This window comes from Streptomyces griseus, from assembly GCF_001715295.1.
GTDB classification, from domain to species: Bacteria; Actinomycetota; Actinomycetes; order Streptomycetales; family Streptomycetaceae; genus Streptomyces; species Streptomyces griseus_G.
The window spans coordinates 293707-319952 of the sequence record NZ_MDKB01000001.1; the positions used below are offsets into that span (position 1 = coordinate 293707).

A 26246-nucleotide genomic window follows, 5' to 3' on the forward strand; every position below is an offset into this window, starting at 1 on the left:
AATCCCTGGTGGGGGGTGGAGGGCGGGATCATACTCGAGCGTGTGTTCCTGACTATCGGTACGACCGGAAGCCCTGAACGTCCCGCCACCGATCTCGGATACCTGCTGCACAAGCATCCCGGGAAGGCGCAGGAGTTCTCCACCTCGCACGGCACCGCGCACGTCTTCTACCCCGAGGCCTCCGCGGAGAGGTGCACGGCCGCGCTGCTGCTGGAGGTGGATCCGGTGGCGCTGGTCCGGCGCGGCAAGGGCAAGGGCCGGGGCGGCGCTCCCGACGCGGCCCTCGCGCAGTACGTCAACGACCGGCCCTACGCGGCGTCCTCGCTCCTCTCGGTCGCGATGGCGGCGGTCTTCACGACCGCGCTGAACGGTGTGTGCCGGGCCAGGCCCGAACGGGCGCTGGAGCCGTTGCCGCTGCGCGTCGAGGTGCCCGCACTTCCGGCGCGGGGCGGTGCCGAACTGGTCCGCAAGCTGTTCGGACCGCTCGGCTGGACACGGGTGGACGCGGTGACCGTGCCACTGGACGAGGAGTTTCCCCAGTGGGGTGACTCGCGTTACGTACGGCTGGTGCTGGAGGGGGAGATGCGGCTGGCCGACGCGCTGCGCCAGCTGTACGTGCTGCTGCCCGTCCTCGATGACGCCAAGCACTACTGGGTCGCCCCCGACGAGGTCGACAAGCTGCTCCGGGCCGGCGAGGGCTGGCTGGCCGAGCACCCGGAGCGGACACTCGTCACCAGCCGCTATCTCTCCCGCCGCCGGGGTCTGACCCGGCAGGCGATGGAGCGGCTCGAACTGGTGCGGCTGGCGGAGTCGGACGACCTGGAGGTGGAGAGCGTCGACAACGCGGTGGACGAGACCACCGACACGGAGGAGAAACCGGTGCCGCTCGCCGAGCAGCGGCGCGAGGCGATCCTGACGGCGCTGCGTGCCTCGGGCGCCGCCCGGGTGCTCGACCTCGGCTGCGGACAGGGCCAGTTGGTGCAGGCGCTCCTCAAGGACGCGCGCTACACGGAGATCGTGGGGGTGGACGTGTCGATGCGGGCGCTGGCCGTCGCCTCGCGCAGGCTCGAGCTGGACCGGATGGGCGAGCGGCAGGCCGCCCGCGTCCTTCTCCGCCAGGGTGCGCTGACCTACACCGACAAGCGGCTGAAGGGGTACGACGCGGCGGTGCTCAGCGAGGTGATCGAGCATCTGGACCTGGAGCGGCTCCCCGCCCTGGAGTACGCCGTGTTCGGCTCGGCACGACCCCGCACCGTGCTCGTGACGACGCCGAACGTCGAGTACAACGTCCGCTGGGAGACGCTCCCGGCCGGACACGTGCGCCACGGCGACCACCGCTTCGAGTGGACCCGGCAGGAGTTCCGGGACTGGGCGGGACGGGTGGCGGGACGCCACGGTTACACGGTGACGTTCGTGCCCGTGGGGCCGGACGACCCCGAAGTGGGACCGCCCACGCAGATGGCCGTGTTCACGATGAGTATCTCCTCGGCGGGACCCGCACCCGGGGCAGCCCCCACGACGACCGCGACGGCCGCCACGGCGGGGACGAAGGAGGCGAAGGCAGCATGACCGGTACCTCACGCACGCTGCCGGTGACCGACCTGTCCCTCGTCGTGCTCGTCGGCGCCAGCGGATCGGGGAAGTCCACTTTCGCACGTCAGCACTTCAGGCCCACGGAGATCGTCTCCTCGGACTTCTGCCGCGGACTCGTCGCCGACGACGAGAACGACCAGAGCGCCAGCCGCGACGCCTTCGAGGTCCTGCACTACATCGTGGGCAAGCGTCTGGCCGCCGGACGGCTCACCGTCGTCGACGCCACCAACGTGCAGCCGGAGAGCCGTAAGCAGCTCGTGCGGCTGGCCAGGCAGTACGACGTGCTGCCCATCGCCATCGTGCTGGACCTGCCCGAAGAGGTCTGCCGGGCACGCAACAGCACCCGCCCCGACCGCGCGGACATGCCCCGCCACGTCGTGCAGCGGCACCGCCGTGAGCTGCACCGTTCGCTGCGCGGCCTGGAGCGCGAGGGTTTCCGCAAGGTGCACGTCCTGCGCACCGAGGAGGAGGCCGCCTCCGCCGAGATCGTCCTGGAGCGCCGCTACAACGACCTCCGCCACCTGACCGGCCCGTTCGACATCATCGGCGACATCCACGGCTGCAGTTCCGAGCTCGAGTCCCTGCTCGGGAAGCTCGGTTACGTGGACGGCAGGCACCCGGAGGGGCGCACCGCCGTGTTCGTCGGCGACCTCGTCGACCGCGGACCCGACAGCCCCGGGGTGCTGCGCCGCGTCATGTCCATGGTGGCGGCGGGCAACGCCCTGTGCGTCCCCGGCAACCACGAGAACAAGCTCGGCCGTTACCTCGAGGGACGCAAGGTCCGGCACACCCACGGCCTCGCGGAGACCGTCGAGCAGCTGGAGCGGGAGGACGTCAGGGACCCCGCGTTCCGGGCCCGGGTGGCGGAGTTCATCGACGGCCTGGTCAGCCACTACGTCCTGGACGAGGGCAGGCTGGTCGTCTGCCACGCCGGGCTGCCGGAGAAGTACCACGGCCGCACCTCCGGACGGGTCCGTTCGCACGCGCTGTACGGGGAGACCACCGGCGAGACCGACGAGTTCGGGCTGCCGGTGCGCTACCCGTGGGCGGAGGAGTACCGCGGGCGTGCTGCCGTGGTCTACGGTCACACGCCCGTGCCCGTCGCCTCGTGGCTCAACAACACCCTCTGCCTGGACACGGGAGCGGTCTTCGGTGGAAAGCTGACCGCGCTGCGCTGGCCGGAGCGTGAGATCGTCGACGTGCCGGCCGAGCGGGTCTGGTACGAACCGGTGAAGCCGCCGGCCACCGAGGCGCCGGGGGGCCGGGAGGGGCGGCCGCTCGATCTCGCCGACGTACAGGGCCGCCGTGTCGTGGAGACACGGCACATGGGCCGTATCGCGGTGCGGGAGGAGAATGCCGCGGCCGCGCTGGAAGTCATGAGCCGCTTCGCCGTGGACCCACGGCTGCTGGCCTACCTCCCGCCCACCATGGCCCCGACCGCCACCTCGCAGGAGCCCGGCTTCCTGGAGCATCCGGCGGAGGCCTTCGCCCGGTACCGCGCGGACGGCGTCGGTACGGTCGTCTGCCAGGAGAAGCACATGGGCTCGCGGGCGGTGGCCCTGGTCTGCCGCGACGCCGAGGCGGCACGCGAGCGGTTCGGCACCGACGGCCCCACCGGCGCCCTGCACACGCGCACCGGGCGGCCGTTCCTGGACGACGTGGCGCTCACCGAAGTCGTCCTCGGCCGACTCCGCGCAGCCGTCACCGCCGCCGGCCTCTGGGAGGAATGGGACACCGACTGGGTGCTGCTGGACGCCGAGTTCATGCCCTGGTCCCTCAAGGCCGCCGGGCTCCTGCGCGCGCAGTACGCGGCCGTGGGTGCCGCCTCCGGAGCGGTGCTCCCCGTGGCCGCTGACGCACTCACCGCAGCGGCCGCCCGAGGGGTGGACGTCACCGCCCTCGCCGGGCGGCAGAGGGAACGGGCCGCGGACGCCGCCGCGTTCAGGGAGGCGTACCGGCGGTACTGCTGGAGCACCGAGGGGCTCGACGGTGTCCGGCTCGCGCCGTTCCAGGTCCTCGCCGTGCGGGGCCGCTCGCTGGCCCGCGCACCGCACGACGAGCAGCTGGCCTGGCTGGACCGGCTCGTCGAGCACGACCCGACCGGGCTGCTCCAGGTCACCCGCCGCCTGATCGTCCACACGGGCGACGAAGCCTCCGTGCGCTCCGGCATCGACTGGTGGCTGGAGATGACGGGGCGCGGTGGGGAGGGCATGGTCGTGAAACCCCTCGGCGCCTTCGTGCGGGATGCCGGGGGACGGCTCGTCCAGCCCGGCGTCAAGGTGCGCGGCCGGGAGTACCTGCGGATCGTCTACGGTCCCGAGTACACGCGGCCGGAGAATCTGGAGCGCCTGCGGTCACGGTCCCTCGGCCACAAGAGGTCGCTGGCCTTGCGCGAGTACGGCCTGGGTCTGGAGGCGCTGGACCGGCTGGCCGACGGGGAACCGCTCTGGAGGGTCCACGAGGCGGTCTTCGCGGTCCTGGCCCTGGAGTCGGAGCCGGTCGACCCGCGGTTGTGAAGACGACGGCGGTGGCGGGGCGCCCGGTTGCCCGGTCCGGTCGGTCGTCCGGTCGTCCGGTCGTCCGGTCGGTTCGTCACCACGTTGTTCCGTCACCGCATCCGTCAGCTGCGCCCGGCTCGGCCACCCTGGTCCGGTGGCCGGCCGGTGACCACTGGTGACCGGAGGCCGGCGCACCGCCGCCCGGTCCTCCCCCACGCCGGTGCGGGGGAGGGAATCAGCGGGCGGTTCGAAGGGGTGAAGGGCGCTCCACGCGGTGAGGATGGAGGCATGGGATTCCATGTCGACTCCGAGGCCGGGCGGCTGCGCCGCGTCATCCTGCACCGCCCCGATCTGGAGCTGAAGCGGCTGACCCCCAGCAACAAGGACGCGCTCCTCTTCGACGACGTGCTGTGGGTGCGCCGCGCCAGGGAGGAGCACGACGGCTTCGCCGACGTGCTGCGTGACCGGGGTGTGGAGGTCCATCTCTTCGGTGATCTGCTCCGGGAGTCCCTCGACATCCCGGTGGCACGGCGACTCGTCCTCGACCGGGTGTTCGCGGAGAAGGAGTACGGGCCGCTCGCCACCGAGCACCTGCGCGCGGCCTTCGAGGAGCTGACCGCCGCCGAGCTGACCGAGGCCCTCGTCGGAGGCATGACGAAGAGGGAGTTCCTGGCCCGGCACTCCGAACCGACGTCCGTCCGCTTCCACGTCATGGACCTGGACGACTTCCTGCTCAATCCCCTGCCCAACCACCTCTTCACCCGTGACACCTCGGCATGGATCTACGACGGCGTGTCCATCAACGCGATGCGATGGCCGGCCAGGCAGCGCGAGACCGTGCACTTCGAGGCGATCTACCGGCACCACCCGCTGTTCACCGGAGCCGAGGCGGGCGTCTTCCACCACTGGTCGGAGGGGCAGGACGACTATCCGTCCACGATCGAGGGCGGTGACGTCCTCGTCATCGGCAGGGGCGCGGTCCTGATCGGGATGAGCGAACGCACCACCCCGCAGGCCGTGGAGATGCTGGCCAGGGGCCTCTTCGACGCCGGCTCGGCCCGGGCGATCGTGGCCCTCGACATGCCCAAGCGGCGTGCGTTCATGCACCTCGACACGGTGATGACGATGATCGACGGGGACACGTTCACGAAGTACGCAGGTCTCGGGATGCTCCGCTCGTACACCATCGAGCCCGGGAGCGGTCCCCGCGAGCTCAAGGTCACCGACCATCCGCCCGAGCACATGCACCGCGCCATCGCCGCGGCGCTGGGTCTGGACTCGATCAGGGTGCTCACCGCCGTCCAGGACGTCCACGCGGCCGAGCGCGAGCAGTGGGACGACGGGTGCAACGTCCTGGCCGTGGAACCCGGAGTCGTCGTCGCCTACGAACGCAACGCCACCACCAACACGCATCTGCGCAAGGAGGGCATCGAGGTCATCGAGATCCGCGGGAGCGAGCTGGGCCGGGGACGGGGCGGCCCGAGGTGCATGAGCTGCCCCGTGGTCCGCGATCCGGTATGAGCTCCGGGGAGGACTCCGCCCCGGGAAGCCTTCGCACCGGGCGCTCTGTATAGCAATGCGAACCTTCGTATATACTTCCGGTTCCGGTGTGCACATCTGTGCACACCGGAACCGTGCGGCGCCCGAGCGGAGCGGCACGGGTCCACGCCCGCCGCCCGCCCGCGGTCCGACCCAGGAGAAGCACCATGGCCCTAGACCTCGCAGGCCGCCACTTCCTCAAGGAGCTGGATTTCACGGCCGAGGAGTTCATCGGCCTGATCGCCCTGTCCGCCGAGCTCAAGGCCGCCAAGAAGGCCGGCACCGAGACGCGGCGGCTCACCGGCAAGAACATCGCGCTGATCTTCGAGAAGACCTCGACCCGTACCCGCTGCGCCTTCGAGGTGGCCGCCGCGGACCAGGGTGCCTCGACGACGTACCTCGATCCCTCGGGCTCCCAGATGGGGCACAAGGAGTCGGTGAAGGACACCGCCCGGGTGCTCGGCCGGATGTTCGACGGCATCGAGTACCGGGGCGACAGCCAGCAGGCCGTCGAGGAGCTCGCCGAGTACGCCGGTGTCCCTGTCTTCAACGGGCTCACCGACGACTGGCACCCCACCCAGATGCTCGCCGACGTACTCACCATGACCGAGCACAGCGAGAAGCCGCTGCGGGAGACCGCCCTCGCCTACCTCGGCGACGCCCGCTTCAACATGGGCAACTCCTACCTGGTCACCGGCGCACTGCTCGGCCTGGACGTCCGGATCGTCGCCCCCGCCTCCTACTGGCCGGCCCAGGCCGTGGTGGACCGTGCCCACAAGCTCGCCGAGTCCAGCGGAGCGCGCATCACGCTCACCGAGGACGTCTCCGAGGGCGTCCGGGGGGCCGACTTCGTCGCCACCGACGTCTGGGTCTCCATGGGGGAGCCCAAGGAGGTCTGGGACGAGCGCATCACCGCGCTCGCGCCCTACGCCGTGACCATGGACGTGCTGCGCGCCACCGGCAACGCCGACGTGAAGTTCATGCACTGCCTCCCCGCCTACCACGACCTCGGCACGAAGGTGGGCCTGGACATCCACGCCCGGCACGGCCTGACGGAGCTCGAGGTCAGCGACGAGGTCTTCGAGTCGGCGCACTCCGTCGTCTTCGACGAGGCGGAGAACCGGATGCACACGATCAAGGCCGTCCTCGTGGCGACACTCGCCGACGGCGGGCACATCGCATGAGAATGCACCCAATGGGGTGAACATGCGCGGTAGTGGCTACGATGGGGCCACTTGGTGGGGTTCGGGCTCGCACGCTCGAACCCCCTTTTCGTGGTCCCGCCCCCGGCCGCTGTCCCGCCCGGTGCGGGCCGGAACCCCCACCGTTCCGTACGCCGCGCACCCGCTCCCCCTTGCACCGCCCTGCCCCACCCCTGCCCCACCGGAGATGAGAACGCCCGCCATGAGTACGGCCCCCCACATCCCGCCGGGTCCCGCGAGCCCCTCGCGCCGCGAGGGCGCGCGCATCAAGAGCCCCGCCGTACTGCTCGCCGAGTCCGGAGCCGACCTGGAGGGCCACGGCCTGCGCCGCACCATGGGCCTGTTCCAGCTCGTGTGCTTCGGGGTCGGGGCCATCGTCGGCACGGGGATCTTCGTCGGCCTGTCCGACAGCGTCGCCGAGGCCGGTCCCGCCGTGGTCGTCTCCTTCGTCCTCGCCGCGGTCACGTGCGTCTTCACCGCCTTCTCCTTCGCCGAACTCGGCGGGGCCATCCCCGTCTCCGGCAGCTCCTACTCCTTCGCCTACGCGACCCTCGGGGAGCGCGTCGCGTTCCTCGTCGGGTGGTGTCTGCTCCTGGAGTACGGAGTCTCGGTCTCGGCCGTCGCCGTGGGCTGGAGCCAGTACGTCAACCAACTGCTGGACAGCCTCGTCGGCCTGCGCCTCCCCGACGCCCTCTCCGCCGGGCCCGCAGACGGCGGCGTGATCAATCTCCCGGCGGTCGTCGTGATCGCTATGGCCGCCACCCTGCTGGTACGCGGCATCCGGGAGAGTGCGGGCGCGACGGCGGCGATGGCCGTCCTGAAGATCGGCATCCTCATCGCCTTCTGTGTGATCGCCTTCACCGCGTTCCAGGACGGGCACCTCTCCCCGTTCGCCTCCCAGGGTGTGGCCGGGGTCACCGCCGGCGCGTCGGTGGCGTTCTTCTCCTACATCGGGTTCGACGCCATCACCACCGCGGGCGAGGAGGTCAAGAACCCCCGGCGCAACATCCCGATCGCGATCATGATCTGCCTCGGTCTCGTCACCCTGCTCTACTGCGCGGTCGCCCTCGGGGCCATCGGCGCCCTGGGTCCGGACGCCGTCTCCGACAAGCCCGCCGCACTCTCGCTGCTGGTCGACCAGGTCACCGGCTCGGCCGTCGGTGGCGGCATCATCGCCTTCGGGGCGGTCGTCGCCATCGCGTCCGTCGTGCTCGCGGTGATGTACGGCCAGACCCGCATCCTCATGTCGATGTCGCGCGACGGACTCGTCCCCAGGGTCTTCGAGCGGGTCTCGCCCCGCACCCACACACCCGTCGCCAACACGTGGATCGTGGCGGCCGTCTTCGCGGTCCCGGCCGCGTTCGCGTCCCTGGGCGTCGTGGTGAACCTGACGACCATCGGCACGCTCGCCACCATGGCGGTGGTGAACATCGCGGTGATCGCGCTGCGCCGCCGCGAACCCGGGCTGAAGCGCTCCTTCCGGGTGCCGCTCTACCCGCTGAGCCCGGTCCTGGGCGTCGGCTTCTGCCTGTACCTGATGTACGGGACGGGCTGGACGACCTGGCTGCAGTTCCTGGTCTTCCTGGCGGCCGGCGCCCTGCTGTACGCGGGATACGGGCGCAGCCGCTCGCGCCTCGTCAGTCCCCGGACCGGCCCGTCGGAGCCGTCGGGGGAACCGGAGCCGTCGGCGCCGCCGGCAGAGTGAACCAGACGGCCTTGCCGTGCTCCGTGGCGCGGTGACCGCAGGCGGAGCTGAGCGTGCGGATCAGGAGCAGGCCCCGGCCGTGCTCCTGCCAGAGGTCCGGCGTGCTGCCCGGCCGGAGCGCCGACAGGTCGCCCGGCGGGCCCGGGTCGTGGTCGTGGACCTCGACCTGGCAGCCGGTCGCCAGCAGCTCGACCACGATTTCGATGGGGCGCGAGCCGTCGGTGTGCTCCACGGCGTTCGCGACCAGCTCCGCGGTGAGCAGTTCGGCGGTGTCCCTGTCCGCGACCGCCCGGATGTCCGCCAGCACCGCACGGACCAGGGCACGGGCGATCGGCACGGCGGCCGTTGAGTGCGGCAGGGCGACGCGCCAGGAGGCGGGCCGGGGCGCGGGTGCGGGGGCGTCGGACGGCAAGGCGAATTCCGTTCGGGTACGAGACATCCGGTGACGGGACTCCTGATCCAGGGGCGTGCGTCCCGGTGCCTGGGGGCTGCTTGCCCGGGACGGCTGCTTCAGGGGTTCTGTTCCGAGACTTCCTGCGTTCAACCATACGAAGGGCGCCGTGCCGGACCTAGGGGCGGGCGACCAGTACGAAAGGGACTTTCGCCACAGTCACCGCACGGATCGCTGACCGGGCAGCCCCGACGACCGCCGCGTACGGACGCCTGGGGATCACTGCCTCCACGGCGACCGGGGGGCGCGCCGCCCACCGCACCCTGGCCCCGCCCCCCGGCGTACGACCCCCACCGGACGCCGGAGCCCGGCGCCCCCCGCTGCGGCGGCCGGATACCTCTGCTCCGCCGGAGGGCTCCCCGGGCCCGGCCGTCACGCGGGCTCCGCGGTGATCAGCAGCCGGTCGGAGACCGGCGCGCAGCCGATGCGCCGGTAGACGCCGTTGCTGGTCGGGTCGGCGAGGTCGGTGAAGAGCAGCACCTCCCGGACGCCCGCCCCGCGTGCCGCCCGGCTGACCTCCGCCGTCACCGCCGCCGCGTACCCGTGGCCGCGGTGTTCCGGCGGGGTGTAGACCGTCGACACCCGCACGGTGCCGGCGATCCGGGGCGAGACGCCCGCCATGGACACCGGGACGCCCCCGTCCTCCCAGAGCGTCAGCCCGCCATACGCGATCCGGTCGTCGACGATCCGCCCGGCCCGGTCGCCCGGCCGGCCGGTCTCCTCGCCGAAGGCCAGCAGCCACTGGACGAGCAGCGTCCGGTCGGCAGTGGTGGCGGTGCGCGGCCGGCCGCCGGGTGCGGGGGAGGGCGGCACCGATGCGCCCAGCCGGTACAGGCGCAGCTCCTCGTCGACCCGGTGGCGGGGCCAGCGGGCAGCGAGGGCCTGCGCGGTGGCGCGGTCCGCGTCGACGCCGGGCAGCGGGAACACCTCGGCCAGCGGGCCGAGGGCTTCCGGGGCGACCGTCCCCAGGAGCGGCAGACGGGGCGGCGTCCGCACCAGCGTCCCCGCCACCTCGCCGTCCTTCCCGCGCCACCAGCCCAGCACCGGCGGGGCGTCGCCGTAGGCGTACGGGCCGCTGTCGCGCAGGGTCGCTGTGACGGTGAGGACCAGCGTGTTCTCGGCGGGCCGGGCGGCCAGTGACGCGCCGGCCGAGTCGAGGAAGGCGTCGACGTCATCGGTGAAGGTCCAGGGCATGCCTCATACTGCCGGGTCCTGGGGCGGCCGGTCATCGGGGTTTCCACCCGGCCGGCCGGGCTGCGTGACTCGGGCGCCGGGACACGAGTCACCCTGCGGAGCGGGAAGCCGGCCGGACGTGGGCGTGTGCGAGGCGCGCTCCCGCACGCACGTCTGCCGTCGGACTGCCGGGAGCGCCGGTGTCGTACCGGTAGCGGCCGGTGTGCCGTGGGGCGAACCTGAAGGGGGCGCACACTGCCCAGTACCGGCGGGAAGGGGGCGGCGGTGACCGGAGAACCGGGCGCGCACGGCGCGGAGATGTCGCGCGAGGGCGAGGGCATCACGATCCGTGACGACGTGCACTGCTGTCCGCACCCGGCCCGAGAGGTGCCGCCCATGCCCGACGAGGTCCCCGACGTCCCGGCGCATCTGCCCCTGACCTCCGGACGGGCCCTGCGGGCGAGGGAGGACGACCGGGGGACGGCGGCCGGGGAAGGCGGTCGGCGTTCCGCCGTGTGACCGGCGGCCGACCGGGCAGACGCCGTTCTGTGACGACAGCGGGGCGAGGGACGACCACGGCCGGCGCGCACCCGGATCACCGGGCCGCGCGCCGCGCGGCGCGCCGGACGGGTGAACCGGGCAGGGCGATATATCTGTATTCGGTGCCCTTCGTTCCGGACCTCTCGTCGTGATCGCGCTCATCGTCTGCCACTTCGCCCTGGCGGCGTGCGCGGTCCCGCTGGTGCGCCGGCTCGGCAGGTACGCCTTCGTCGTGCTCGCCCTGCCCCCTGCGGCGGCCACCGTCTGGGCGGCCACCCGGTGGACGGACGCGGCCTCCGGACACCCGGTCACCTGGTCGTGGGAGTGGATCGGTACGTACGACGTAGCGCTCGCCCTCCGCCTGGACGCGCTCGCCGAACTGATGGTCCTGCTCGCCGCGGGCGTGGGCACGCTCGTCCTGCTGTACTGCGCCTCGTACTTCACCGACGACTCCCCGCAACTGGCCTCCTTCGCCGGGAATCTGCTGGCCTTCGCCGGTGCCATGCTCGCCCTGGTCCTCGCGGACGACCTGATCTCGCTCTACGTGTTCTGGGAACTGACCACCGTCTTCTCCTACCTGCTGATCGGCCACGCCAGCGAGCGCAAACAGAACCGCCGCTCCGCCCTCCAGGCCCTCACCGTCACCACGCTCGGCGGCCTCGCCATGCTCGTCGGCTTCCTGATCATCGGTCAGGCGGCGGGCACCTACCGCATCTCCGCGATCGTCGCCGACCCGCCGGAGCCGACGCTCGCCGTGTCCGTGGCCGTCGCCCTCGTCCTGTGCGGGGCGCTCTCGAAGTCCGCGATCTGGCCTTTCAGCCTCTGGCTGCCGAACGCCATGGCCGCCCCCACGCCCGTCAGCGCCTATCTGCACGCCGCGGCCATGGTCAAGGCCGGCGTCTACCTGGTCGCGCGGCTCGCCCCCGGCTTCGCCGACGTACCCCTCTGGCGGCCGGTCGTCCTCGTGCTGGGCGGCGCGACCATGCTCCTCGGCGGCTGGCGCGCCCTGCGCCTCAACGACCTGAAACTCGTCCTCGCCTACGGCACCGTCAGCCAGCTCGGCTTCCTCGTCGTGCTCGCCGGGGCGGGCAACCGGGACGCGGCGCTCGCGGCCGCCGTGCTGATCCTGGCCCACGCCCTCTTCAAGGCCGCGCTGTTCCTCGTCATCGGCATCGTGGACCACGCGGCCGGCACCCGCGACCTGCGCAGGCTCTCCGGAGTCGGCCCGGCACTGCCGTACGTCCGCGCGGTCGCCGTGCTCGCCGCCGCGTCCATGGCCGCCCTGCCGCCCTTCCTCGGATTCGCCGCGAAGGAGGCGGCCTTCGACGCGTTGCTGCGCGGCGGCACCCTCGACCGCTGGCTGCTGGCCGTCACCGTCCTGGGCTCGTTGCTGACCGTCGCCTACACCGCCCGCTTCGTGTGGGGCGCCTTCGCCCGCAAGCCCGGGGTCGCGGACACCGCGGTCCACCCCGTCGGCGCCGCCTTCCTGGCACCGCCCGCGCTGCTCGCCGTGGCCGGACTGGTGCTGGGCCCCGGTGTCGGCTGGACGGACCGGCTGCTCGCCGCGTACGCCGACTCCTTCCCTGCCTCCGCCCACCCCTACCACCTGGCGCTCTGGCACGGCTTCGGGAGCGCCCTGCTGCTGTCCGCCGTCGCCTGGGCCGGCGGTGCCGCGCTCTTCGCGGGACGGGCCACCGTCACCCGGGTCTCCCGGCGCCTCGCCTGGCCCACCGCCGACAGCGTCTTCGGTCACCTCCTGCTCGGTCTGGAACGGATCGCCCTGCAGATCACCGGCTTCGTCCAGCGCGGCTCCCTCTCCGGCTACCTGGCGATCACCCTGATGGTGATGCTGGCCGGGCAGCTGGCGGTCCTCCTCACCGACCGCCCCTGGGAGGGAGCGGTCGCCCCCCGGATCTGGGACGTGCCACTCCAGGGGGCGGTGGCCGTGCTGACGTGCGCGGCCGCGCTCTGCTGTCTGATCGCCGGGCGCCGGATGAAGGCCGTGGTGCTGGCCGGGCTGACCGGCTACGGGGCCGCACTCCTCTTCGTCGTCCAGGGCGCCCCCGACCTGGCGCTCACGCAGTTCTGCGTGGAGACCGTGTCGATGATCGTGTTCGTCCTCGTCCTGCGCCGCCTGCCGGTGCGCTTCGAGGAACCGCTCGGCGGCTGGCGCCGGACGCTGCGGATTCCGGTGGCCCTGGCCGCCGCTGCGACCGTCGGCGTGGCCGTGTGGGTGGCGGGAGCCGCACGCGTGGCCGACCCGGCCGGCGCGGCGATGATCGAGGAGGTCTCCCACCACGGCGTCAAGGACGTGGTGGCCACGATCCTCGTCGACCTGCGGGCCTGGGACACGATGGGGGAGTCCGCCGTCCTGGCCGCCGCGGCGATCGGCGTGACCAGCCTCATCTACCTGCACCGCCGCGGCGAGGCCTCCATGAACCGGGAGGAACTGACGGGGGAGACGGCGTGGGCCCTGTCCGGCCACCGGCTGACCGGACTGCCGCAGGGCGACGACACCGCCCCCGAGCGCAGCTGGCTGGCCGCCGGCTCCACCCTCGCCCCCGAACACCGGTCCGTCGTCTTCGAGGTGGTGGCCCGGCTGCTCTTCCATCCGATCCTGGTGCTCTCCCTGTACCTCCTGTTCTGCGCGGAGAACGTGCCCGGCGGCGGCTTCGTCGCCGGACTCGTCGCCGGACTCGGGCTCATCACCCGCTACCTGGCCGGCGGCCGGTTCGAGCTCGCCGAAGCGGCGCCCCTGCAGCCCGGACTCTTCACCGGCTTCGGACTGTTCCTGTCCACCGGGGTGGCCCTGGCCGGCCTCGCCGAGGGGACGGTGCTGCACGCCTGGACCTACCACGGACACCTGCCCGTGCTGGGCGACTACCACCTGAGCACCGCGGTGCTCTTCGACTGCGGGGTCTACCTGCTGGTCCTCGGCGTGGTCCTGGACATCGTGCGGGCCCTGGGCGCCAAGGTGGACCGGCAGATCGAACGGGCGGCGGGCGCGCTCGCCCCCTCGGCCGGCACCGGGGCGGGGGACGCCCGCCGATGACCATGAGCGTCTCACTCCTCGCCACCGCCGTGGTGCTCTGCGCCGTGGGCGGCATACTCATGCTCACCCGCCCCCTCACCCGCATCCTGCTCGGAGCGGTGGTCGCCGGCAACGGCATCAACCTGCTCGTGCTCGCGTCGACCGGTTCGGCGGGCGTGGCGCCGCTGCTCTACGGGGCGCCGCTGCGCCGGATGACCGATCCGCTGCCCCAGGCCATCGCCCTCACCGCCATCGTCATCACCCTCGCCACCACCGCGTTCCTGCTCGCCATGGCCTACCGCAGCCACCAGCTCACCGGTACGGACGAGGTCCACGACGATCTGGAGGACCGGCGCATCTTCCTGCGCGCCGAAGTCCTGGGGGAGCGGGCCGAACTGCGCGAGGAGTACCGGTCGGAGTCCGGCCGCACGCGCGAGGCGCGCGCCCGCTACCGGGCGGAGCGCCGCCGGCTGCACGCACGCCTGCGTGCCGACCGCGCCCTGCAGGCGCGCGGCCGGGACGCGGGCGGCAACCTGTGGCACGACGTGCTGGGAGCCGATCCGGAGGACTACGTGAACCACGAGGACGACCCCCGAGGAGCCGCCGGATGAACGCGCTCGTACCGCTGCCCGTGCTGCTGCCGCTCAGCGCCACCGGGCTGAGCCTCGCCTTCGGAACCCGGCTCGCACGTTTCCAGCGCGTCATCAGCGTCGTCGTCCTCGCCGCCGTTCTCGGCCTCTCGGTCACCCTGATGATCGCCGCCGACCGGCAGGGGCCCCTCTCCGTCCACCTCGGCGACTACGCCCCGCCGCTCGGGATCACCCTGGTCGCCGACCGGCTCTCCGGGCTGATGCTCACCGTCTCCTCGGCGGTCACCCTCTCGGTCCTGGTGTACTCGCTCGGCCAGGGCATGACGGAACGGGACAAGGAGACGCCCGTAGCCGTCTTCCACCCGGCCTACCTGATCCTCGTCGCCGGGGTGTCCCTCACCTTCCTCGCGGGCGACCTCGTCAACCTGTACGTCGGCTTCGAGATGATGCTCGTCTCCAGCTTCGTCCTGCTCACCCTCGGCGGGACCGGCCCGCGGATCAGAGCCGGCTCCACGTACGTGATCATCTCGCTGTTCTCGTCGATGGTGTTCCTGACCGCCATCGCCATGACGTACGCCGCCAACGGCACGGTCAACCTCGCCCAGCTGGCCGTCCGGCTGCCCGAACTCCCGCTCGGCGTCCAGACCCTGATCCAGGCCATGCTGCTCACCGTCTTCGCCGTCAAGGCCGCCGTCTTCCCCCTCGCGGCCTGGCTGCCCGACTCCTACCCGACGGCGCCCGCGCCCGTCACCGCGGTCTTCGCCGGCCTGCTGACCAAGGTCGGCATCTACTGCATGCTGCGTACCGAGACGCTGCTCTTCCCCGGCAACCGTCTGGGCGACCTCCTCATGGCCGTCGCCCTCGCCTCGATGCTCGTGGGCATTCTAGGGGCGGTCGCCCAGACGGACCTGAAGCGGCTCTTCTCCTTCACCCTCATCAGCCACATCGGCTACATGGTCTTCGGGATCGGCCTCGCCACCCGCGCCGGGTACGGGGGCGCGGTCTTCTACGTCGCCCACCACATCACCGTCCAGACCAGCCTCTTCCTCGTCGCCGGACTCATCGAACGCCGGGGCGGTACGAACGAGCTCACCCGGATCGGCGGACTGGCCCGGTCGGCCCCGCTCCTCGCCGTCCTCTTCTTCGTCCCGGCGATGAACTTCGCCGGGATCCCCCCGCTCTCCGGCTTCATCGGAAAGCTGGGCCTCATGCGGGCCGGCGTCGCGGACGGCAGCCTCTGGGCCTGGATCCTCGTCGCGGGCGCCACGGTGACCAGCCTGCTCACCCTGTACGTGATGGCCAAGGTCTGGAACCTGGCGTTCTGGCGCGCGGAGCCCCCCGGCCAGGCCGCCTACGGCACCGTCCTGGAGTCCCCGGACGACAGCGACGACGACGACGACAGCGGACCGGACCGGGTTCCGGGCACGGGGGACGAGGGGATCGCCCCGCCGCGCGAGCCGGCCGGGGCGACCGCGGTCGCCACGCTGCACGGGCGGGTCGTCACCACCACGACCCGGCCGCCCACCGCGATGACGGCCGCCACGGCGGGCGCCGTCCTGCTCGGCCTCGCGTTCACCGTGCTGGCCGGCCCGCTGACCGCGTTCACCGATCGATCGGCAGCCGAACTCATCGCGCGCCGCCCCTATGTGGAGGAGGTGCTCGGCCGGTGAGGAACCTGATCACCCTGTCGTTCCGCAACCCCGACCTGCCCCCGTTCAGCTGCGAGTTCGCCGGCCGCCGGCGCCGGGTGCTCGACCTGCCGCTGATCGCCTGGCTCACCCTCATCTGGGTCCTGCTGTGGTCCACCCTGAGCTGGGCCAACGTCGTCACCGGGGTGGTCGTCGCGGTCGTTGTCTGCCTGGCGTTCCCGCTGCCCCAGGTCGACTACGGGCTGCGGCTGCACCCCTGGGGCATCCTGCTGTTCGGCGGCTACCTGCTCTACGACATGTACACCTCCGGAGTGAAGGTGACCCGGCAGATCTTCGCCGGCCGCCCCCACCGGCCCGCGGTCATCGCCGTTCCGCTGCGCTGCCGCAGCGACCTGATGCTCGCGGCGACCGCCGTGGCCGTGTCCAACGTGCCGGGCGGCTCCGTCGTCGAGGTGCGCAGGGCCACCGCCACGCTCTTCCTGCACGTCCTGGACGCGGACCGGCCGGAGGAACTGGACGCGGCCCGGCGCTCCGTGTGGCGGCTCGAGGAGCTGACGGTACGGGCGTTCGGCACCCCGGACGAGATCGGCAGGGTGTCCGGACCACCGCCGTCGATCGAGGGGGACGACGACCGGAGGGAGGAGGCGTGAGCGGGCCCGAGACCGTCGACCGCGTGCTGCTGACCGCCGCCGTCGTGATCATCCTCGTCGCGGGTGGGCTCCTGCTGGTCCGGATCGCCCGCGGGCCCTCCATGCTGGACCGGGCCATCGCCCTGGACGTGTGCGCCGCCCTGATCATCGCGGGGCTCGGCACCAAGTCGGCGTTCGCCCGGGACTCCTTCTACTTCCCGATCATGCTGGTGCTGGCGTTCCTCGGCTTCACCGGGTCGGTGGGCATCGCCCGTTTCATCGCGGTGCGCGACCGGCCCCGGCCGAGGCGTGGGCCGGCCGGCGAGGAGGGGCGGCGGTGACCGTGTGGCAGCAGATCGCGGACACGGCCGGGGCGGTCCTGGTGTTCATCGGCGCCGCGATCTGTCTCCTCGGGGTGGTCGGCATGCTGCGGCTGCCCGACGTCCTGTCGCGCAGTCATGCCGCGACCAAGCCGCAGACGCTGGGCCTGCTGCTGGTGCTGGCCGGGGTCGCGCTGAGGCTGCGCGGCGGCATGGACGTGGCGACGCTGGCCCTCATCGGCTTCTTCCAGTTGCTGACCGGCCCGGTGGCCGCCCACCTGGTCGCGCGGTCCGCCTACCGCACAGGCCAGATCGAACGCTGCGAGCTGCTCTTCGACGACCTGGACGCGCAGCTCACCGAGATCCAGGACGCGGGGCCGGCCCAGGAGCCCGGGCGGAGACCGGAGGACGGGCGGGAAGGAGGCGGGGAACCGGGGCAGGAGCCGGGCCCGGCTCCCGGCCCTTCACGGAGCTGAACCGCTCCCGGCACGCACGTCCGAACGGCCCGCACGGCCCGCACGGCCCGCACGGCCCGCACGGCCCGCACCGGGCCCGTCCGGCGCTCTCACGCCCCCGGCAGCCGGTCCAGGAAGCCGCTGACCGAGCTGATCCGGCCGTCCTCGGCCAGGGTGATCACATCGAAACCCGCGGCCGGCGCCGAGCCGTCGGCCCGCGAGACCAGGTCCCACGTGAAGCGGACGAGATGGTGGTGGGCGTCCGGGGTGCCGGTGGCCACGAAGTCGAAGCCGGGGAACTGCTGCCGCGCACCGCCGATCGCCGCGATCAGCGCGTCGTGTCCGCGTACGTCGGCCAGCGGATCGGTGTAGGTGGCGTCCTCGGTGAAGGCGGCGGCCACCGCCCTCGCGCGCTCCTCGTCGGTGCTCGCGTTCCAGGCGGCGAAGTAGCGCTGGACGGCGTCCTGATGCACAGTCACGATGGTGTCCCTTCCCGGTGCTGCGGTGACCGCCGCGGTCTTCCGCCGCGGTGGTACCAGCCTGTCCGGGTGCGGGCGGGGCGTCGATTACCCGCCGGGTAATGCGGCCGTACCCCACGTCCTCCGCCGCCGTTCTGTCATGATGCAGCGGTATCGGGCCGGGGCGCTGGGGGGCGTATGGAAAGTACGGGTACGGTGCTGCGCGAGTTGCGCGGCGCACAGAAGTCGTCCAAGGGCGTGTCCCTCTACTCGCGGTTCGTGAACCGGCCGGCCGGGCGGCTGCTCGCCGCCGTCGCCTTCCGGCTGGGCCTGACGCCCAACCAGGTCACCTCGGTCAGCGCGGTGTTCACCTTCGGCGCCGTCGCCGGTGTGGCCCTGGCCGAACCGTCCTGGTGGCTCGGGGCCGCCGTGTACGCGGGGCTGGCCGTCGGCTTCGCCCTCGACTCGGCCGACGGGCAGCTCGCCCGGCTGACCGGAGGGGGCGGGCCGGACGGGGAGTGGCTCGACCACGTCGTGGACTGCGCGAAGATGATCCTCGTCCACGTCGCCGTACTGGTCTCCTTCTACCGCTTCGGCGGGCCCCCGGGCGGCGCGTGGCTCCTGCTGCCCCTCGGCTTCCTCTTCGTCGCGGTCCTCACCTTCTGCGCCGGGCTGCTGCGGGAGCAACTCGGCAGGAGCGCCGCCCGTGGCGCGGCGGCGTCCGCCGGCGCCCCGGCGTCCCGGGTGCGGGCCGTGGCACTGCTGCCGGCCGACTACGGGGTGTTCTGCCTTCTCTTCCCGCTGCTCGGCGCACCCGCCGTCTTCCGGGCCGGGTATGCCGTGCTCGCGGCCGTGCACACCCTGTTCCTCGTGGCCTTCCTGGCCAAGTGGTTCAGGGAGCTGAAAGCGCTCCGGGCCGGCTGACCAGCACGTCCAGTGCCCGGCGCAGCTGGGTGCTGGAGGTGTGCACGGTGTACGGGAAGTAGACGACTTCGACCCCGACCTCCGCGAAGTCGCGCTCCAGGCGCTTCCCCCGCTCCGTGCCCTTCCAGTCGTCGCCCTTGAAGAGCACGTCGAAGCGGACCTGCTGCCATGTCTCGACCTTGTCCGGAACGGTCTCCACGAAGGCCGCGTCCACGTACCGTACGCTGCGCACGATCTCCAGCCTCTCGGGCAGCGGGATCACCGGGCGGTGGCCCTTGGCGAGCGCGGCCATCTCGTCGGACACGACTCCGGCCACCAGGTAGTCGCACCGGCTGCGGGCGTGCCGCAGGATGTTCAGGTGGCCGACGTGGAACAGGTCGTACACCCCCGGCGCGTACCCGACCCTGTGCTGCGCCATCCGTTCTCTCCCCCCACGGTGGAACTGGTCCATCGACCTTACTGTGAAGGACACTTGTGGATCGCGTGAACGGATAAGCTCGACCGGGAGGCTGTTCCGGGGGGAAGGCGATCGTCCGATGTCCGCTGCTGAGCACAGACCGTTCGACCACCGCACCCTTCTCGTGGTCTCCACCAACTACGCCCCGGAGATGACCGGCATCGGCCCCTACGCCACCCAGCTGGCCGAGCACTGGGCCGCGTCGGGTGCCAGGACCCAGGTGCTGACCGGGATGCCGCACTATCCGGCCTGGCGCGTCGACGAGCGCTACCGGGGCGCGTGGCGCAGGCGGGAGACGCGGGAGGGCGTGAGCGTGTACCGGCGCCGCCACTACGTGCCGAGCCGTCAGAGTGCCCTCAGGCGCGCCGCGTTCGAGGTGTCGGTCCTCGCGCACGGCCTGCTCGCGCCGCCGCCCGGACGCCCCGACGCGGTGGTCTCCCAGATGCCGAGCCTGGCCGGCGGCGTGATGGCCGCCCGTATCGCCCGCCGCCACCGCGTTCCCCACATACCCGTCGTCCAGGACCTGATGGGCGCCGCCGCCGCGCAGAGCGGCATCCGCGGCGGGGGCAGGGCGGCGGCCGTCGCCGCCGCGGCGGAGCGGTACGCGCTGCGTGGCGCGGCCCTCGTCGGAGTCATCCACGAGAGCTTCGTGCCCGGCGTCACGGCGCTCGGCGTCGACCCCCGCCGCATCCGGCTGGTGCCCAACTGGACTCATGTGGCGCCCCCTTCGGCCGAGCGGGCCGCCACCCGGTCCCGGCTCGGCTGGCGCGAGGACACCCCGGTGCTGCTGCACTCCGGGAACATGGGCCTCAAACAGGGTCTCGACGTCCTGGTGGAGGTCGCCCGGCTGGCCCCGGACGTCCGTGTCGTGCTCATGGGCGACGGCAACCAGCGCGAGGCGCTGCGCGAACTGGCCGGCTCCCTGCCCAACATCGACTTCGTCCCGCCCGCCGGCACCGCCGACTTCACCGACGTGCTGGCGGCCGCCGACGTCCTCGCGGTGACCCAGCGGGCCTCCGTCCTCGACATGAGCGTGCCGTCCAAACTCACCTCGTACTTCGTCTCCGGCCGCCCGGTCGTCGCCTCCGTGGCCGGTGAAGGGGGCACCGCCGAGGAGGTGCGCCGCTCGGGTGCCGGCGTCCTCGTCGCCCCGGAGGACCCGGCCGCCCTCCTGCGCGCGGTGCGCGCCCTGGCCGCGGACCCCGCGGCGGCGGACGCCCTGGGTGCGCACGGGCCGCGGTACGTCGCCCGGCACCTGGGCCGGGAGGCGGGCCTCGCGCGCTACGACGACCTGCTCACGGAGGCCCTCGGTGAAGCGCGGCCGGACGCACCCGGCGGCGCACCGAGGGACGCACAAGGGAGACCACGCCGATGACGCATCCGATCCGCACCCTCGACGACCACGACGAACCGGCCCTGCTCAGGGACCAGTTCCGTCAGCTGCTGCGCTACCGGGCGCTGCTGGCCGTGGGCGTCGTCGTCGGGCTCGTCGGCGGCGGTTACCTCGCGCTCAGCGGCGAGGACACCTACACGGCGACCGGCGAGGTCCAGGTGCGCTCCGCCACCGCCGACCCGTTCGCCACCGGCGCCTCCGCCGACAAGGGCATCAACATCGGTTCCGAACGGCAGACCGCCGTCAGCGACACCGTGGGCACCCTCGCCGCCGGCACCCTCCTCAAGGAGGGCGACGACGTCACCGCCCGGAAGCTCCTCGCCGGACTCCAGGTCACCAACCCGCCCAACACCCTCACCCTGCGCTTCTCGTACACGGGCACCAGCCCCGAGCAGGCCCGCGCCCGCGCCGAGGCCCTCGCCGAGGCCTACCTGGCCCACCGCAAGGCGCGCACCGAGGACAGCATCGAGAACATGGCCGACGGCTACCGCGCCCAGCTGAAACCGCTGGAGGAGAAGCGCGACCTGCTGGAGGACCAGGCCGGCGCGACGGACGACGTCAGCAGCGCCCGCGCCAACATCATCGTCGCCATCTCCGAGCTGAGCCGGAAGATATCCGAGCTCAAGGCCCTCGACACCACGCCCGGCTACCTCAACAGGAAGCCCGTCGCCCCCACCGCGCCGACCGGCGCCGGGCTGCCCATGCTGCTCGGTCTCGGCGCCGTCGTCGGTCTCGCCCTCGGCCTGCTCCTGTCCTGGGTGCGGCTGGTCTTCGACCCCGCCGTGCGGTCCCCCCGCGAGCTCGTGCGCTCACTCGGCGCCCCGCTGCTCGGCACCCTGCCCCGTGAACGCGCCGCGGCGGGCACGCTGCTCGCCATCGGCCGCAGCGGATCCCGCCTCGCCGAGGAGTACCGGGCGGTCGCCTTCCGGCTCGCCTACGACCCCTCGTTCGCCGAGCGGCGCCGCCTCCTGGTCACCGCCCCGCGCGGCGACGGCGCGTCGGCGGCCGCCGCCGCCGTCAACCTGGCCGCCGCCTTCGCCGAGATGGGCCGGGACGTGCTGCTCGTGGAGGCCGATCTGCGCACCCCCTCGCTCGCCCGCGACCTGGGGCCGGCCGCCCACGAGGTCCGGCCGCCGCGCTGGGCGGCCGAGGGCGGCGAAGGCGCCTGGCCCACCGGCGCGCGCTCCCACGTGGACGTACCCGGCTCCGGGGCCTTCGCCCTGGTGGCGGGAGCGAAGGCGGACAACGTGCCGCGGGCCCTGACCTCCGCCCCCGTCGGCCGGATCGTCGCGGAGGCCGACCGGCCCGGCGCCGTCGTCATCGTCCTCGCCCCGCCGGTCCTGTCCTACGCGGACGCGGTCGCCCTGGTGGACCGCGTGGAGGGCGTCGTGATCGTCTGCGACCCCCGCGAGGTCCACCGCAGCGACCTGGAACGCATCCGCGAGATCATCGGCGCCTCCGGGGGGTCGGTGCTCGGTGCCCTGCTCCACCCCGGCCGCCGCCGGCTGGGCCGCGTGGACCGCCGGGCCAGGCCCTCCCGGCGCCGCACCGGGAGCGGGCCGGGCAGCGGGGACGCGGCCCCGAACGCGCGGGATTTCACCGGAGACTTCACCGAGACCGTCAGTCTCCGCACCGTCACCTCCCCGGGCACGCGCCGGTGAGAGCCCGCACCGCGATCCTCTGCTCGGTCGCGGACCAGGGGGTCGCGGCCCTCACCAACATCCTGGTGCTCGTGGCCGCCGCCCGGCTCTCCACCGTGGCCGATTTCGCCCGCTTCTCCGCCGTCTACCTCGTCTTCACCGTGCTGCTCGGCGTCTTCGGCGCCTACGCCGGGCAGCCGCTGGTCCTCACACGCGGCGAGGGCGAGGCCGTCCGGAGCGCCTGCCGCTCGGCCGTGGCGTTCACCGTGCTCGGCTCGGCGGTGCTCGGGGGGACGCTCGCCGCCGTCTGCCTGTTCCTGCCCGGCGACACCGCACGGGCCCTGACGGCGCTCGGCCCGGTCCTCCCGGTGGTGCTGGGCCAGGACGCCCTGCGCTACGCCTTCTCCACCCTGCGCCGGCCCCACCTGGCCCTCGGCTCCGACCTCCTGCGGCTGGCGGGCGTACTGGGCGCCCTGTCCCTCCAGGAGTACGGGGCCGCGCCCGCGCGGCTGATCGCTGTCTGGGGCCTCTCCGCCCTGCCCGCCCTCCTGCTGTCGGCCGCGCTGCTGCACCGCTCCACCGCGAAGGCCCCGACGCCGCTGCGTCCCCTGCTGCGGCGCGGCCACCTCGGACAGCGCTTCGTCGTGGAGTTCGGTGTCGGCAACGCGACCGGCCAGCTCTCCGTCCTCGGCCTCGGCGCGGTGGGCAACCCGCTCCTGGTCGGCGCACTGCGCGGGGCGACCACCCTGTTCGGGCCGCTCAACGTCCTCTTCACCTCCGCCACCTCCTTCGGTCCTCCGCTCCTGGGCCGCATCGGCGAGGAGCGGCGCCGCATACGGGCGACGGCCCTGCTCGCCGCCGTCCTCGCGGCCACCGCCGCCCTCTGGGCCACCGTGCTCGCCCTGCTGCCCGCCCGGGTGGGACGCGAACTCCTCGGGGACACCTGGCCCGCCGCCGCCGCCCTGCTGCCCGCGACCGGCAGCCAGTACGCGGCGATGGCCGCGGGCACCTGCGGGCTCCTCGCGCTGCGGATGCTCGACCCGCGCACCACCCTGAGCATCCAGGTGGTGTTCTCCCTCACCGCGGTGGGCTTCATGGCCACCGGATACGCCGTCGGAGGCGTCCCGGGCGCGGCCTGGGGGCTGTGTCTCGGCTCGCTCTGCAAGGCCGCCGCCACCTGGGCCAGGGTCGCGCGGCTGCACCGCCGGAGCCGGCCGGCGGCGGGGGACGCCGTCACCGCCGACGCCCTGCCTTCCGCTCCCTGAACGTCGTGATCAGCAGCAGGCACAGAGCCCCGATGGCCAGCTTCCCCGCCGCCTGGAGCAGCGGCCCGCGCAGCAGGATGAAGGTGTACCCGGCGATCAGCGGCGCGGCCACCGCCAGCACACTGCCGGGGCCGGGGCCCGCCCGGGTGACGGCCAGCGCGTACCTGCGGTCCGTACGGGCCGCCACGTAGCCGACCAGCGCCAGGCCGCCGGCCATGCCGGACGCGCCGAAGTCGACCCAGAGCTCCGTCCACAGCGGGGCCGACAGGTTGGTCATGTTCAGCCCCATCCACTCGCCGACCCGGACCCCGGTGTCCTTGGGCTTGCCGCTCCACACCGCGCGCGGCACGAAGAAGAGCGCCGAGCCGGCCAGTTGACGGCCGTAGGTGTGTCCCTGGGTGTCGACCCAGGAGACGGTGTTGGCGAACATGACCGTCTGGTCGTAGTCCTTGGTGGTCAGCGGCTCGAAGACGGACGACGCCTGCGCGGGCCGACGGCCCGCGTCGTCGTACCGGAAGCGGTCGGCGTACGGGAACAGCACCAGCGCCCCGACCACCCCGGTGGTGAGCACCGTGCGGTACATCGCGGCACTGCTGGGGAACGCGGTGAACAGCAGCGACACCAGGACCGTCACGAACCAATAACGGGCGTTGGAGACGGGGTTGTTGACGAGCGCGTTGAGGAGCAGCAGCGCCACCCACACCAGCACGGTCGAGGGAGAGCGCCGGGCCTGTCGCGAGGTGGCCAGGCGCCTGGTGTAGAAGAGCAGGGCGAGCAGCGCCGGTACGGTTCCGAAGCCCTTCAGGAACGCCGAGCCCACGTTGGACTCGGGTGAGGCCACGCCGCTGACCGCGACCGACGCGCTGATCTCCTGGCGGCTGGAGAAGAAGACCGCGGGCCCGCCGACCTTCAGGACGTAGAACGCGCTCGCCGCGAACGCCACCAGGGCCAGCAGGCGCAGCCTGACCCGGTGCGCGGTGGCCGGACCGAGCCGGGTGCCCCGCCCGCGGCGCAGGGGACGCCGGGAGGCGAGCAGCGACCCGAGGTCGAACGCGGCACAGCCGACGATGATCAGCGCCACCGCTGTCACCAGGTCCGAGCGCGGCCCGACCATCGGTGTGGGCGTCCTCCCGATCACGACCTGGGCCAGCGGGGCCACGCCCATGGCGATGTACACGAACATCCAGAAGACGCCTTGGAGCAGCCGACGGTGCGTGGACAGGATCATGGTGGCCAGCCGGGTGCCCGAATAGCACGTGAGGACGAGCTGCAGCCAGAACGCGGTGTCCCGCACGTCCGATCCCGGCTGGACGGCGACCACGGCCGGCAGGAAGCAGACCAGCCCCAGGATCAGCGGCACCGACAGCGCGCGCGAGAGCATCGCCCACGACGTGGGCGCGGCCGCAGGAGTGGTCCTCGCCGTCGGCGTCGTCTCGTGCACGGACGTCATGCGCTCCCCGTTCCGCGGACCCGCGACCGGACGGGCGGCCGCCTGAACACCTTAGCGATTCCGCCCACTTGAGGTGATCCGTTGACTAGTCTGTGAACAGTCGGCCGAGGTTGAGGGGAACCCTGGTGAAGGTCCTGCACATCGTCACACTGCACACTCCGGATCACGCGTTCGGCGGCCCGACCCGGGTGGCGCTGAACCTGGCGAGGGTCCAGCGTGCCGACGGCGACGACGCGCGCGTCATGGCGCTCGGTGACGATTTCGGGGGTGCACTGCCACGCGAGGTCGAGGGCGTCCCGGTCCATCTGTTCCAGGCCCGCCACCTGCTGCCCGTGTTCGAGGTCAGCGGCATCACCTCCGGCTCCCTCCTGCGCACCGCGCACCGCATGATGCGTGGCGCCGACCTCGTCCACGTGCACCTGATGCGCGACCTGGTGACCCTGCCCGCCGCACTGCTCGCCCTCGCCACCCGTACGCCCCTGGTCGTCCAGACCCACGGCATGGTCGACCCCACACGCAAGCGCGTCGCCCAGCTCACCGACCTGCTCGGCGTGCGGACGGTGCTGCGCCGCGCCGACGCGGTACTGCACCTGACCGAGACCGAGCGCGTCGACGTGAACGCGGTCGCCGCACCGGTCGCCCTCACCAACACCGTCCGGCTGGTGAACGGCGTACGCCCGCAGGAGCGCAAGCCGGCCCGTGAGCCCGGCCGGCCGCCGACCGTCCTCTTCCTCGCCCGGATCCAGGAGCGCAAGCGGCCGGAGGACTTCGTCGCCGCGATGCCCGCCGTCCTGGCCCGGCACCCCGACGCCCGCTTCGTCCTGGCGGGCCCGGACACCGGTTCGCTGCGCCGCACCCTCGCCCTCGCCGAGGAGCTCGGCGTGACGTCGTCGCTGGACCATGTGGGGCCTCTCGAGCACGAAGAGGTCCTCGCCGCCGCGCGGCGGGCCGACGTGTACGTGCTTCCCTCGATCGAGGAGCCGATGGCCGTCTCCCTCCTGGAGACGATGTCCGTGGGCACTCCCGTCGTCGTCACCCGGTCTACCGGCCTGGCCCCGTACGTGGCGGAGGCCGGGGCCGGCCGCGTGATCGACAGCAGGGTCGGCGAGGACGCCGCCAACGCGGAGAAGGTCGCCCTGGCGGTCCTGGAGCTCCTGGAGCCGGAGGCCAACGAGAAGGCCGGCAAGGCCGCGTGGGACCTGGTCAACGAGCAGTTCACCATCGAGGTCGTCGCACGGACCCTCCGGCGGACCTACGAGGACGTGGTCCGCAGGAGGGCGTGAG

At 72.8% G+C, this 26246-nt stretch carries 22 protein-coding genes; 17 read left to right on the forward strand and 5 right to left on the reverse strand.

The window, feature by feature from the left end; genetic code table 11:
* The first annotated feature begins 42 nt into the window (after positions 1-42).
* The 5 genes from BA175_RS01175 to BA175_RS01195 all read left to right on the forward strand — a co-directional run bounded on the left by BA175_RS01175 (position 43) and on the right by BA175_RS01195 (position 8537).
* Positions 43-1569, forward strand: coding sequence for a 3' terminal RNA ribose 2'-O-methyltransferase Hen1 (locus tag BA175_RS01175; protein WP_069170275.1), 1527 nt, complete (start codon positions 43-45; stop codon positions 1567-1569).
* Entirely contained in the window at positions 1566-4109 is a 2544-nt protein-coding gene (locus tag BA175_RS01180; RefSeq protein WP_069169287.1) for a polynucleotide kinase-phosphatase, read from the forward strand. Before BA175_RS01175 ends, BA175_RS01180 begins: the two co-directional genes overlap by 4 nt.
* Before the next feature lie 270 nt (positions 4110-4379).
* Positions 4380-5612: an arginine deiminase gene (locus BA175_RS01185; protein ID WP_069169288.1), complete on the forward strand. Its 1233-nt coding sequence runs from the start codon at positions 4380-4382 to the stop codon at positions 5610-5612.
* Between the two features lie 185 nt (positions 5613-5797).
* Positions 5798-6814, forward strand: coding sequence for an ornithine carbamoyltransferase (gene argF / locus BA175_RS01190; RefSeq protein WP_069169289.1), 1017 nt, complete (start codon positions 5798-5800; stop codon positions 6812-6814).
* 220 nt (positions 6815-7034) lie between these two features.
* Positions 7035-8537: an amino acid permease gene (locus BA175_RS01195; RefSeq protein WP_069169290.1), complete on the forward strand. Its 1503-nt coding sequence runs from the start codon at positions 7035-7037 to the stop codon at positions 8535-8537.
* Here BA175_RS01195 and BA175_RS01200 read toward each other — a convergent pair.
* Complete coding sequence (locus BA175_RS01200) at positions 8470-8976, reverse strand: ATP-binding protein (RefSeq protein WP_069169291.1); 507 nt, start codon at positions 8974-8976, stop codon at positions 8470-8472. The two genes, BA175_RS01195 and BA175_RS01200, sit on opposite strands and share 68 nt — an antisense overlap.
* 384 nt (positions 8977-9360) lie before the next feature.
* Positions 9361-10182 carry a GNAT family N-acetyltransferase gene (locus BA175_RS01205; RefSeq protein WP_069169292.1) on the reverse strand — a complete coding sequence of 274 codons (822 nt, stop codon included), beginning with the start codon at positions 10180-10182 and terminating at the stop codon, positions 9361-9363.
* Positions 10183-10446: 264 nt separating this feature from the next.
* Between BA175_RS01205 and BA175_RS01210 the strand changes: the two genes are divergently transcribed.
* From BA175_RS01210 to mnhG, 7 genes are all read left to right on the forward strand, one after another.
* Entirely contained in the window at positions 10447-10680 is a 234-nt protein-coding gene (locus tag BA175_RS01210) for a hypothetical protein (protein ID WP_069169293.1), read from the forward strand.
* A gap of 169 nt (positions 10681-10849) precedes the next feature.
* Complete coding sequence (locus tag BA175_RS01215) at positions 10850-13753, forward strand: Na+/H+ antiporter subunit A (protein WP_069169294.1); 2904 nt, start codon at positions 10850-10852, stop codon at positions 13751-13753.
* The gene (locus tag BA175_RS01220) at positions 13750-14343 is read left to right on the forward strand and encodes a Na(+)/H(+) antiporter subunit C (RefSeq protein ID WP_069169295.1); all 594 of its coding nucleotides are present in this window, start codon (positions 13750-13752) and stop codon (positions 14341-14343) included. Before BA175_RS01215 ends, BA175_RS01220 begins: the two co-directional genes overlap by 4 nt.
* Positions 14340-15992 (forward strand): Na+/H+ antiporter subunit D, encoded by a 1653-nt coding sequence (locus tag BA175_RS01225; RefSeq protein ID WP_069169296.1) that lies wholly within the window; start codon positions 14340-14342, stop codon positions 15990-15992. The genes BA175_RS01220 and BA175_RS01225 overlap by 4 nt, the downstream gene beginning before the upstream one ends.
* Positions 15989-16621 carry a Na+/H+ antiporter subunit E gene (locus BA175_RS01230; RefSeq protein ID WP_069169297.1) on the forward strand — a complete coding sequence of 211 codons (633 nt, stop codon included), beginning with the start codon at positions 15989-15991 and terminating at the stop codon, positions 16619-16621. The genes BA175_RS01225 and BA175_RS01230 overlap by 4 nt, the downstream gene beginning before the upstream one ends.
* A complete protein-coding gene (locus BA175_RS01235; RefSeq protein WP_069169298.1) occupies positions 16618-16941 on the forward strand; it encodes a monovalent cation/H+ antiporter complex subunit F in 324 nt (107 codons plus the stop codon). The genes BA175_RS01230 and BA175_RS01235 overlap by 4 nt, the downstream gene beginning before the upstream one ends.
* Entirely contained in the window at positions 16938-17396 is a 459-nt protein-coding gene (mnhG, locus tag BA175_RS01240; RefSeq protein WP_079159326.1) for a monovalent cation/H(+) antiporter subunit G, read from the forward strand. The genes BA175_RS01235 and mnhG overlap by 4 nt, the downstream gene beginning before the upstream one ends.
* A gap of 89 nt (positions 17397-17485) precedes the next feature.
* Here the strand turns inward: mnhG and BA175_RS01245 are convergent, their stop codons facing one another.
* Complete coding sequence (locus BA175_RS01245; protein WP_069169299.1) at positions 17486-17854, reverse strand: nuclear transport factor 2 family protein; 369 nt, start codon at positions 17852-17854, stop codon at positions 17486-17488.
* Between the two features lie 177 nt (positions 17855-18031).
* On the opposite strand from BA175_RS01245, the gene BA175_RS01250 reads away from it, so the two are divergent.
* Entirely contained in the window at positions 18032-18757 is a 726-nt protein-coding gene (locus tag BA175_RS01250; RefSeq protein ID WP_069169300.1) for a CDP-alcohol phosphatidyltransferase family protein, read from the forward strand.
* Here BA175_RS01250 and BA175_RS01255 read toward each other — a convergent pair.
* Positions 18726-19175 carry an adenylyltransferase/cytidyltransferase family protein gene (locus tag BA175_RS01255; protein WP_069169301.1) on the reverse strand — a complete coding sequence of 150 codons (450 nt, stop codon included), beginning with the start codon at positions 19173-19175 and terminating at the stop codon, positions 18726-18728. The two genes, BA175_RS01250 and BA175_RS01255, sit on opposite strands and share 32 nt — an antisense overlap.
* Positions 19176-19293: 118 nt before the next feature.
* On the opposite strand from BA175_RS01255, the gene BA175_RS01260 reads away from it, so the two are divergent.
* Genes BA175_RS01260 through BA175_RS01270 form a run of 3 tightly spaced genes read left to right on the forward strand, consistent with a single transcriptional unit; the run spans position 19294 to position 23512 of the window.
* Positions 19294-20589, forward strand: coding sequence for a glycosyltransferase (locus BA175_RS01260; protein WP_069169302.1), 1296 nt, complete (start codon positions 19294-19296; stop codon positions 20587-20589).
* Complete coding sequence (locus BA175_RS01265; protein WP_069169303.1) at positions 20586-22268, forward strand: lipopolysaccharide biosynthesis protein; 1683 nt, start codon at positions 20586-20588, stop codon at positions 22266-22268. The genes BA175_RS01260 and BA175_RS01265 overlap by 4 nt, the downstream gene beginning before the upstream one ends.
* The gene (locus BA175_RS01270; protein ID WP_069169304.1) at positions 22265-23512 is read left to right on the forward strand and encodes a hypothetical protein; all 1248 of its coding nucleotides are present in this window, start codon (positions 22265-22267) and stop codon (positions 23510-23512) included. The genes BA175_RS01265 and BA175_RS01270 overlap by 4 nt, the downstream gene beginning before the upstream one ends.
* Here BA175_RS01270 and BA175_RS01275 read toward each other — a convergent pair.
* The gene (locus BA175_RS01275; RefSeq protein ID WP_254667789.1) at positions 23481-24962 is read right to left on the reverse strand and encodes a hypothetical protein; all 1482 of its coding nucleotides are present in this window, start codon (positions 24960-24962) and stop codon (positions 23481-23483) included. The two genes, BA175_RS01270 and BA175_RS01275, sit on opposite strands and share 32 nt — an antisense overlap.
* Before the next feature lie 125 nt (positions 24963-25087).
* On the opposite strand from BA175_RS01275, the gene BA175_RS01280 reads away from it, so the two are divergent.
* Positions 25088-26245 (forward strand): glycosyltransferase, encoded by a 1158-nt coding sequence (locus BA175_RS01280; protein WP_069169306.1) that lies wholly within the window; start codon positions 25088-25090, stop codon positions 26243-26245.
* Position 26246: the final 1 nt, after the last annotated feature.

What these genes read in the sequence shown, in the direction of transcription:
- BA175_RS01180 (WP_069169287.1), top strand. Translation starts at nt 1,566, where the DNA reads ATGACCGGTACCTCACGCACGCTGCCGGTGACCGACCTGTCCCTCGTC.
- BA175_RS01185 (WP_069169288.1), top strand. Translation starts at nt 4,380, where the DNA reads ATGGGATTCCATGTCGACTCCGAGGCCGGGCGGCTGCGCCGCGTCATC.
- argF (WP_069169289.1), top strand. Translation starts at nt 5,798, where the DNA reads ATGGCCCTAGACCTCGCAGGCCGCCACTTCCTCAAGGAGCTGGATTTC.
- BA175_RS01195 (WP_069169290.1), top strand. Translation starts at nt 7,035, where the DNA reads ATGAGTACGGCCCCCCACATCCCGCCGGGTCCCGCGAGCCCCTCGCGC.
- BA175_RS01200 (WP_069169291.1), bottom strand. Translation starts at nt 8,976, where the DNA reads ATGTCTCGTACCCGAACGGAATTCGCCTTGCCGTCCGACGCCCCCGCA.
- BA175_RS01205 (WP_069169292.1), bottom strand. Translation starts at nt 10,182, where the DNA reads ATGCCCTGGACCTTCACCGATGACGTCGACGCCTTCCTCGACTCGGCC.
- BA175_RS01220 (WP_069169295.1), top strand. Translation starts at nt 13,750, where the DNA reads ATGACCATGAGCGTCTCACTCCTCGCCACCGCCGTGGTGCTCTGCGCC.
- BA175_RS01225 (WP_069169296.1), top strand. Translation starts at nt 14,340, where the DNA reads ATGAACGCGCTCGTACCGCTGCCCGTGCTGCTGCCGCTCAGCGCCACC.
- BA175_RS01250 (WP_069169300.1), top strand. Translation starts at nt 18,032, where the DNA reads ATGGAAAGTACGGGTACGGTGCTGCGCGAGTTGCGCGGCGCACAGAAG.
- BA175_RS01255 (WP_069169301.1), bottom strand. Translation starts at nt 19,175, where the DNA reads ATGGCGCAGCACAGGGTCGGGTACGCGCCGGGGGTGTACGACCTGTTC.
- BA175_RS01260 (WP_069169302.1), top strand. Translation starts at nt 19,294, where the DNA reads ATGTCCGCTGCTGAGCACAGACCGTTCGACCACCGCACCCTTCTCGTG.
- BA175_RS01265 (WP_069169303.1), top strand. Translation starts at nt 20,586, where the DNA reads ATGACGCATCCGATCCGCACCCTCGACGACCACGACGAACCGGCCCTG.
- BA175_RS01275 (WP_254667789.1), bottom strand. Translation starts at nt 24,962, where the DNA reads ATGACGTCCGTGCACGAGACGACGCCGACGGCGAGGACCACTCCTGCG.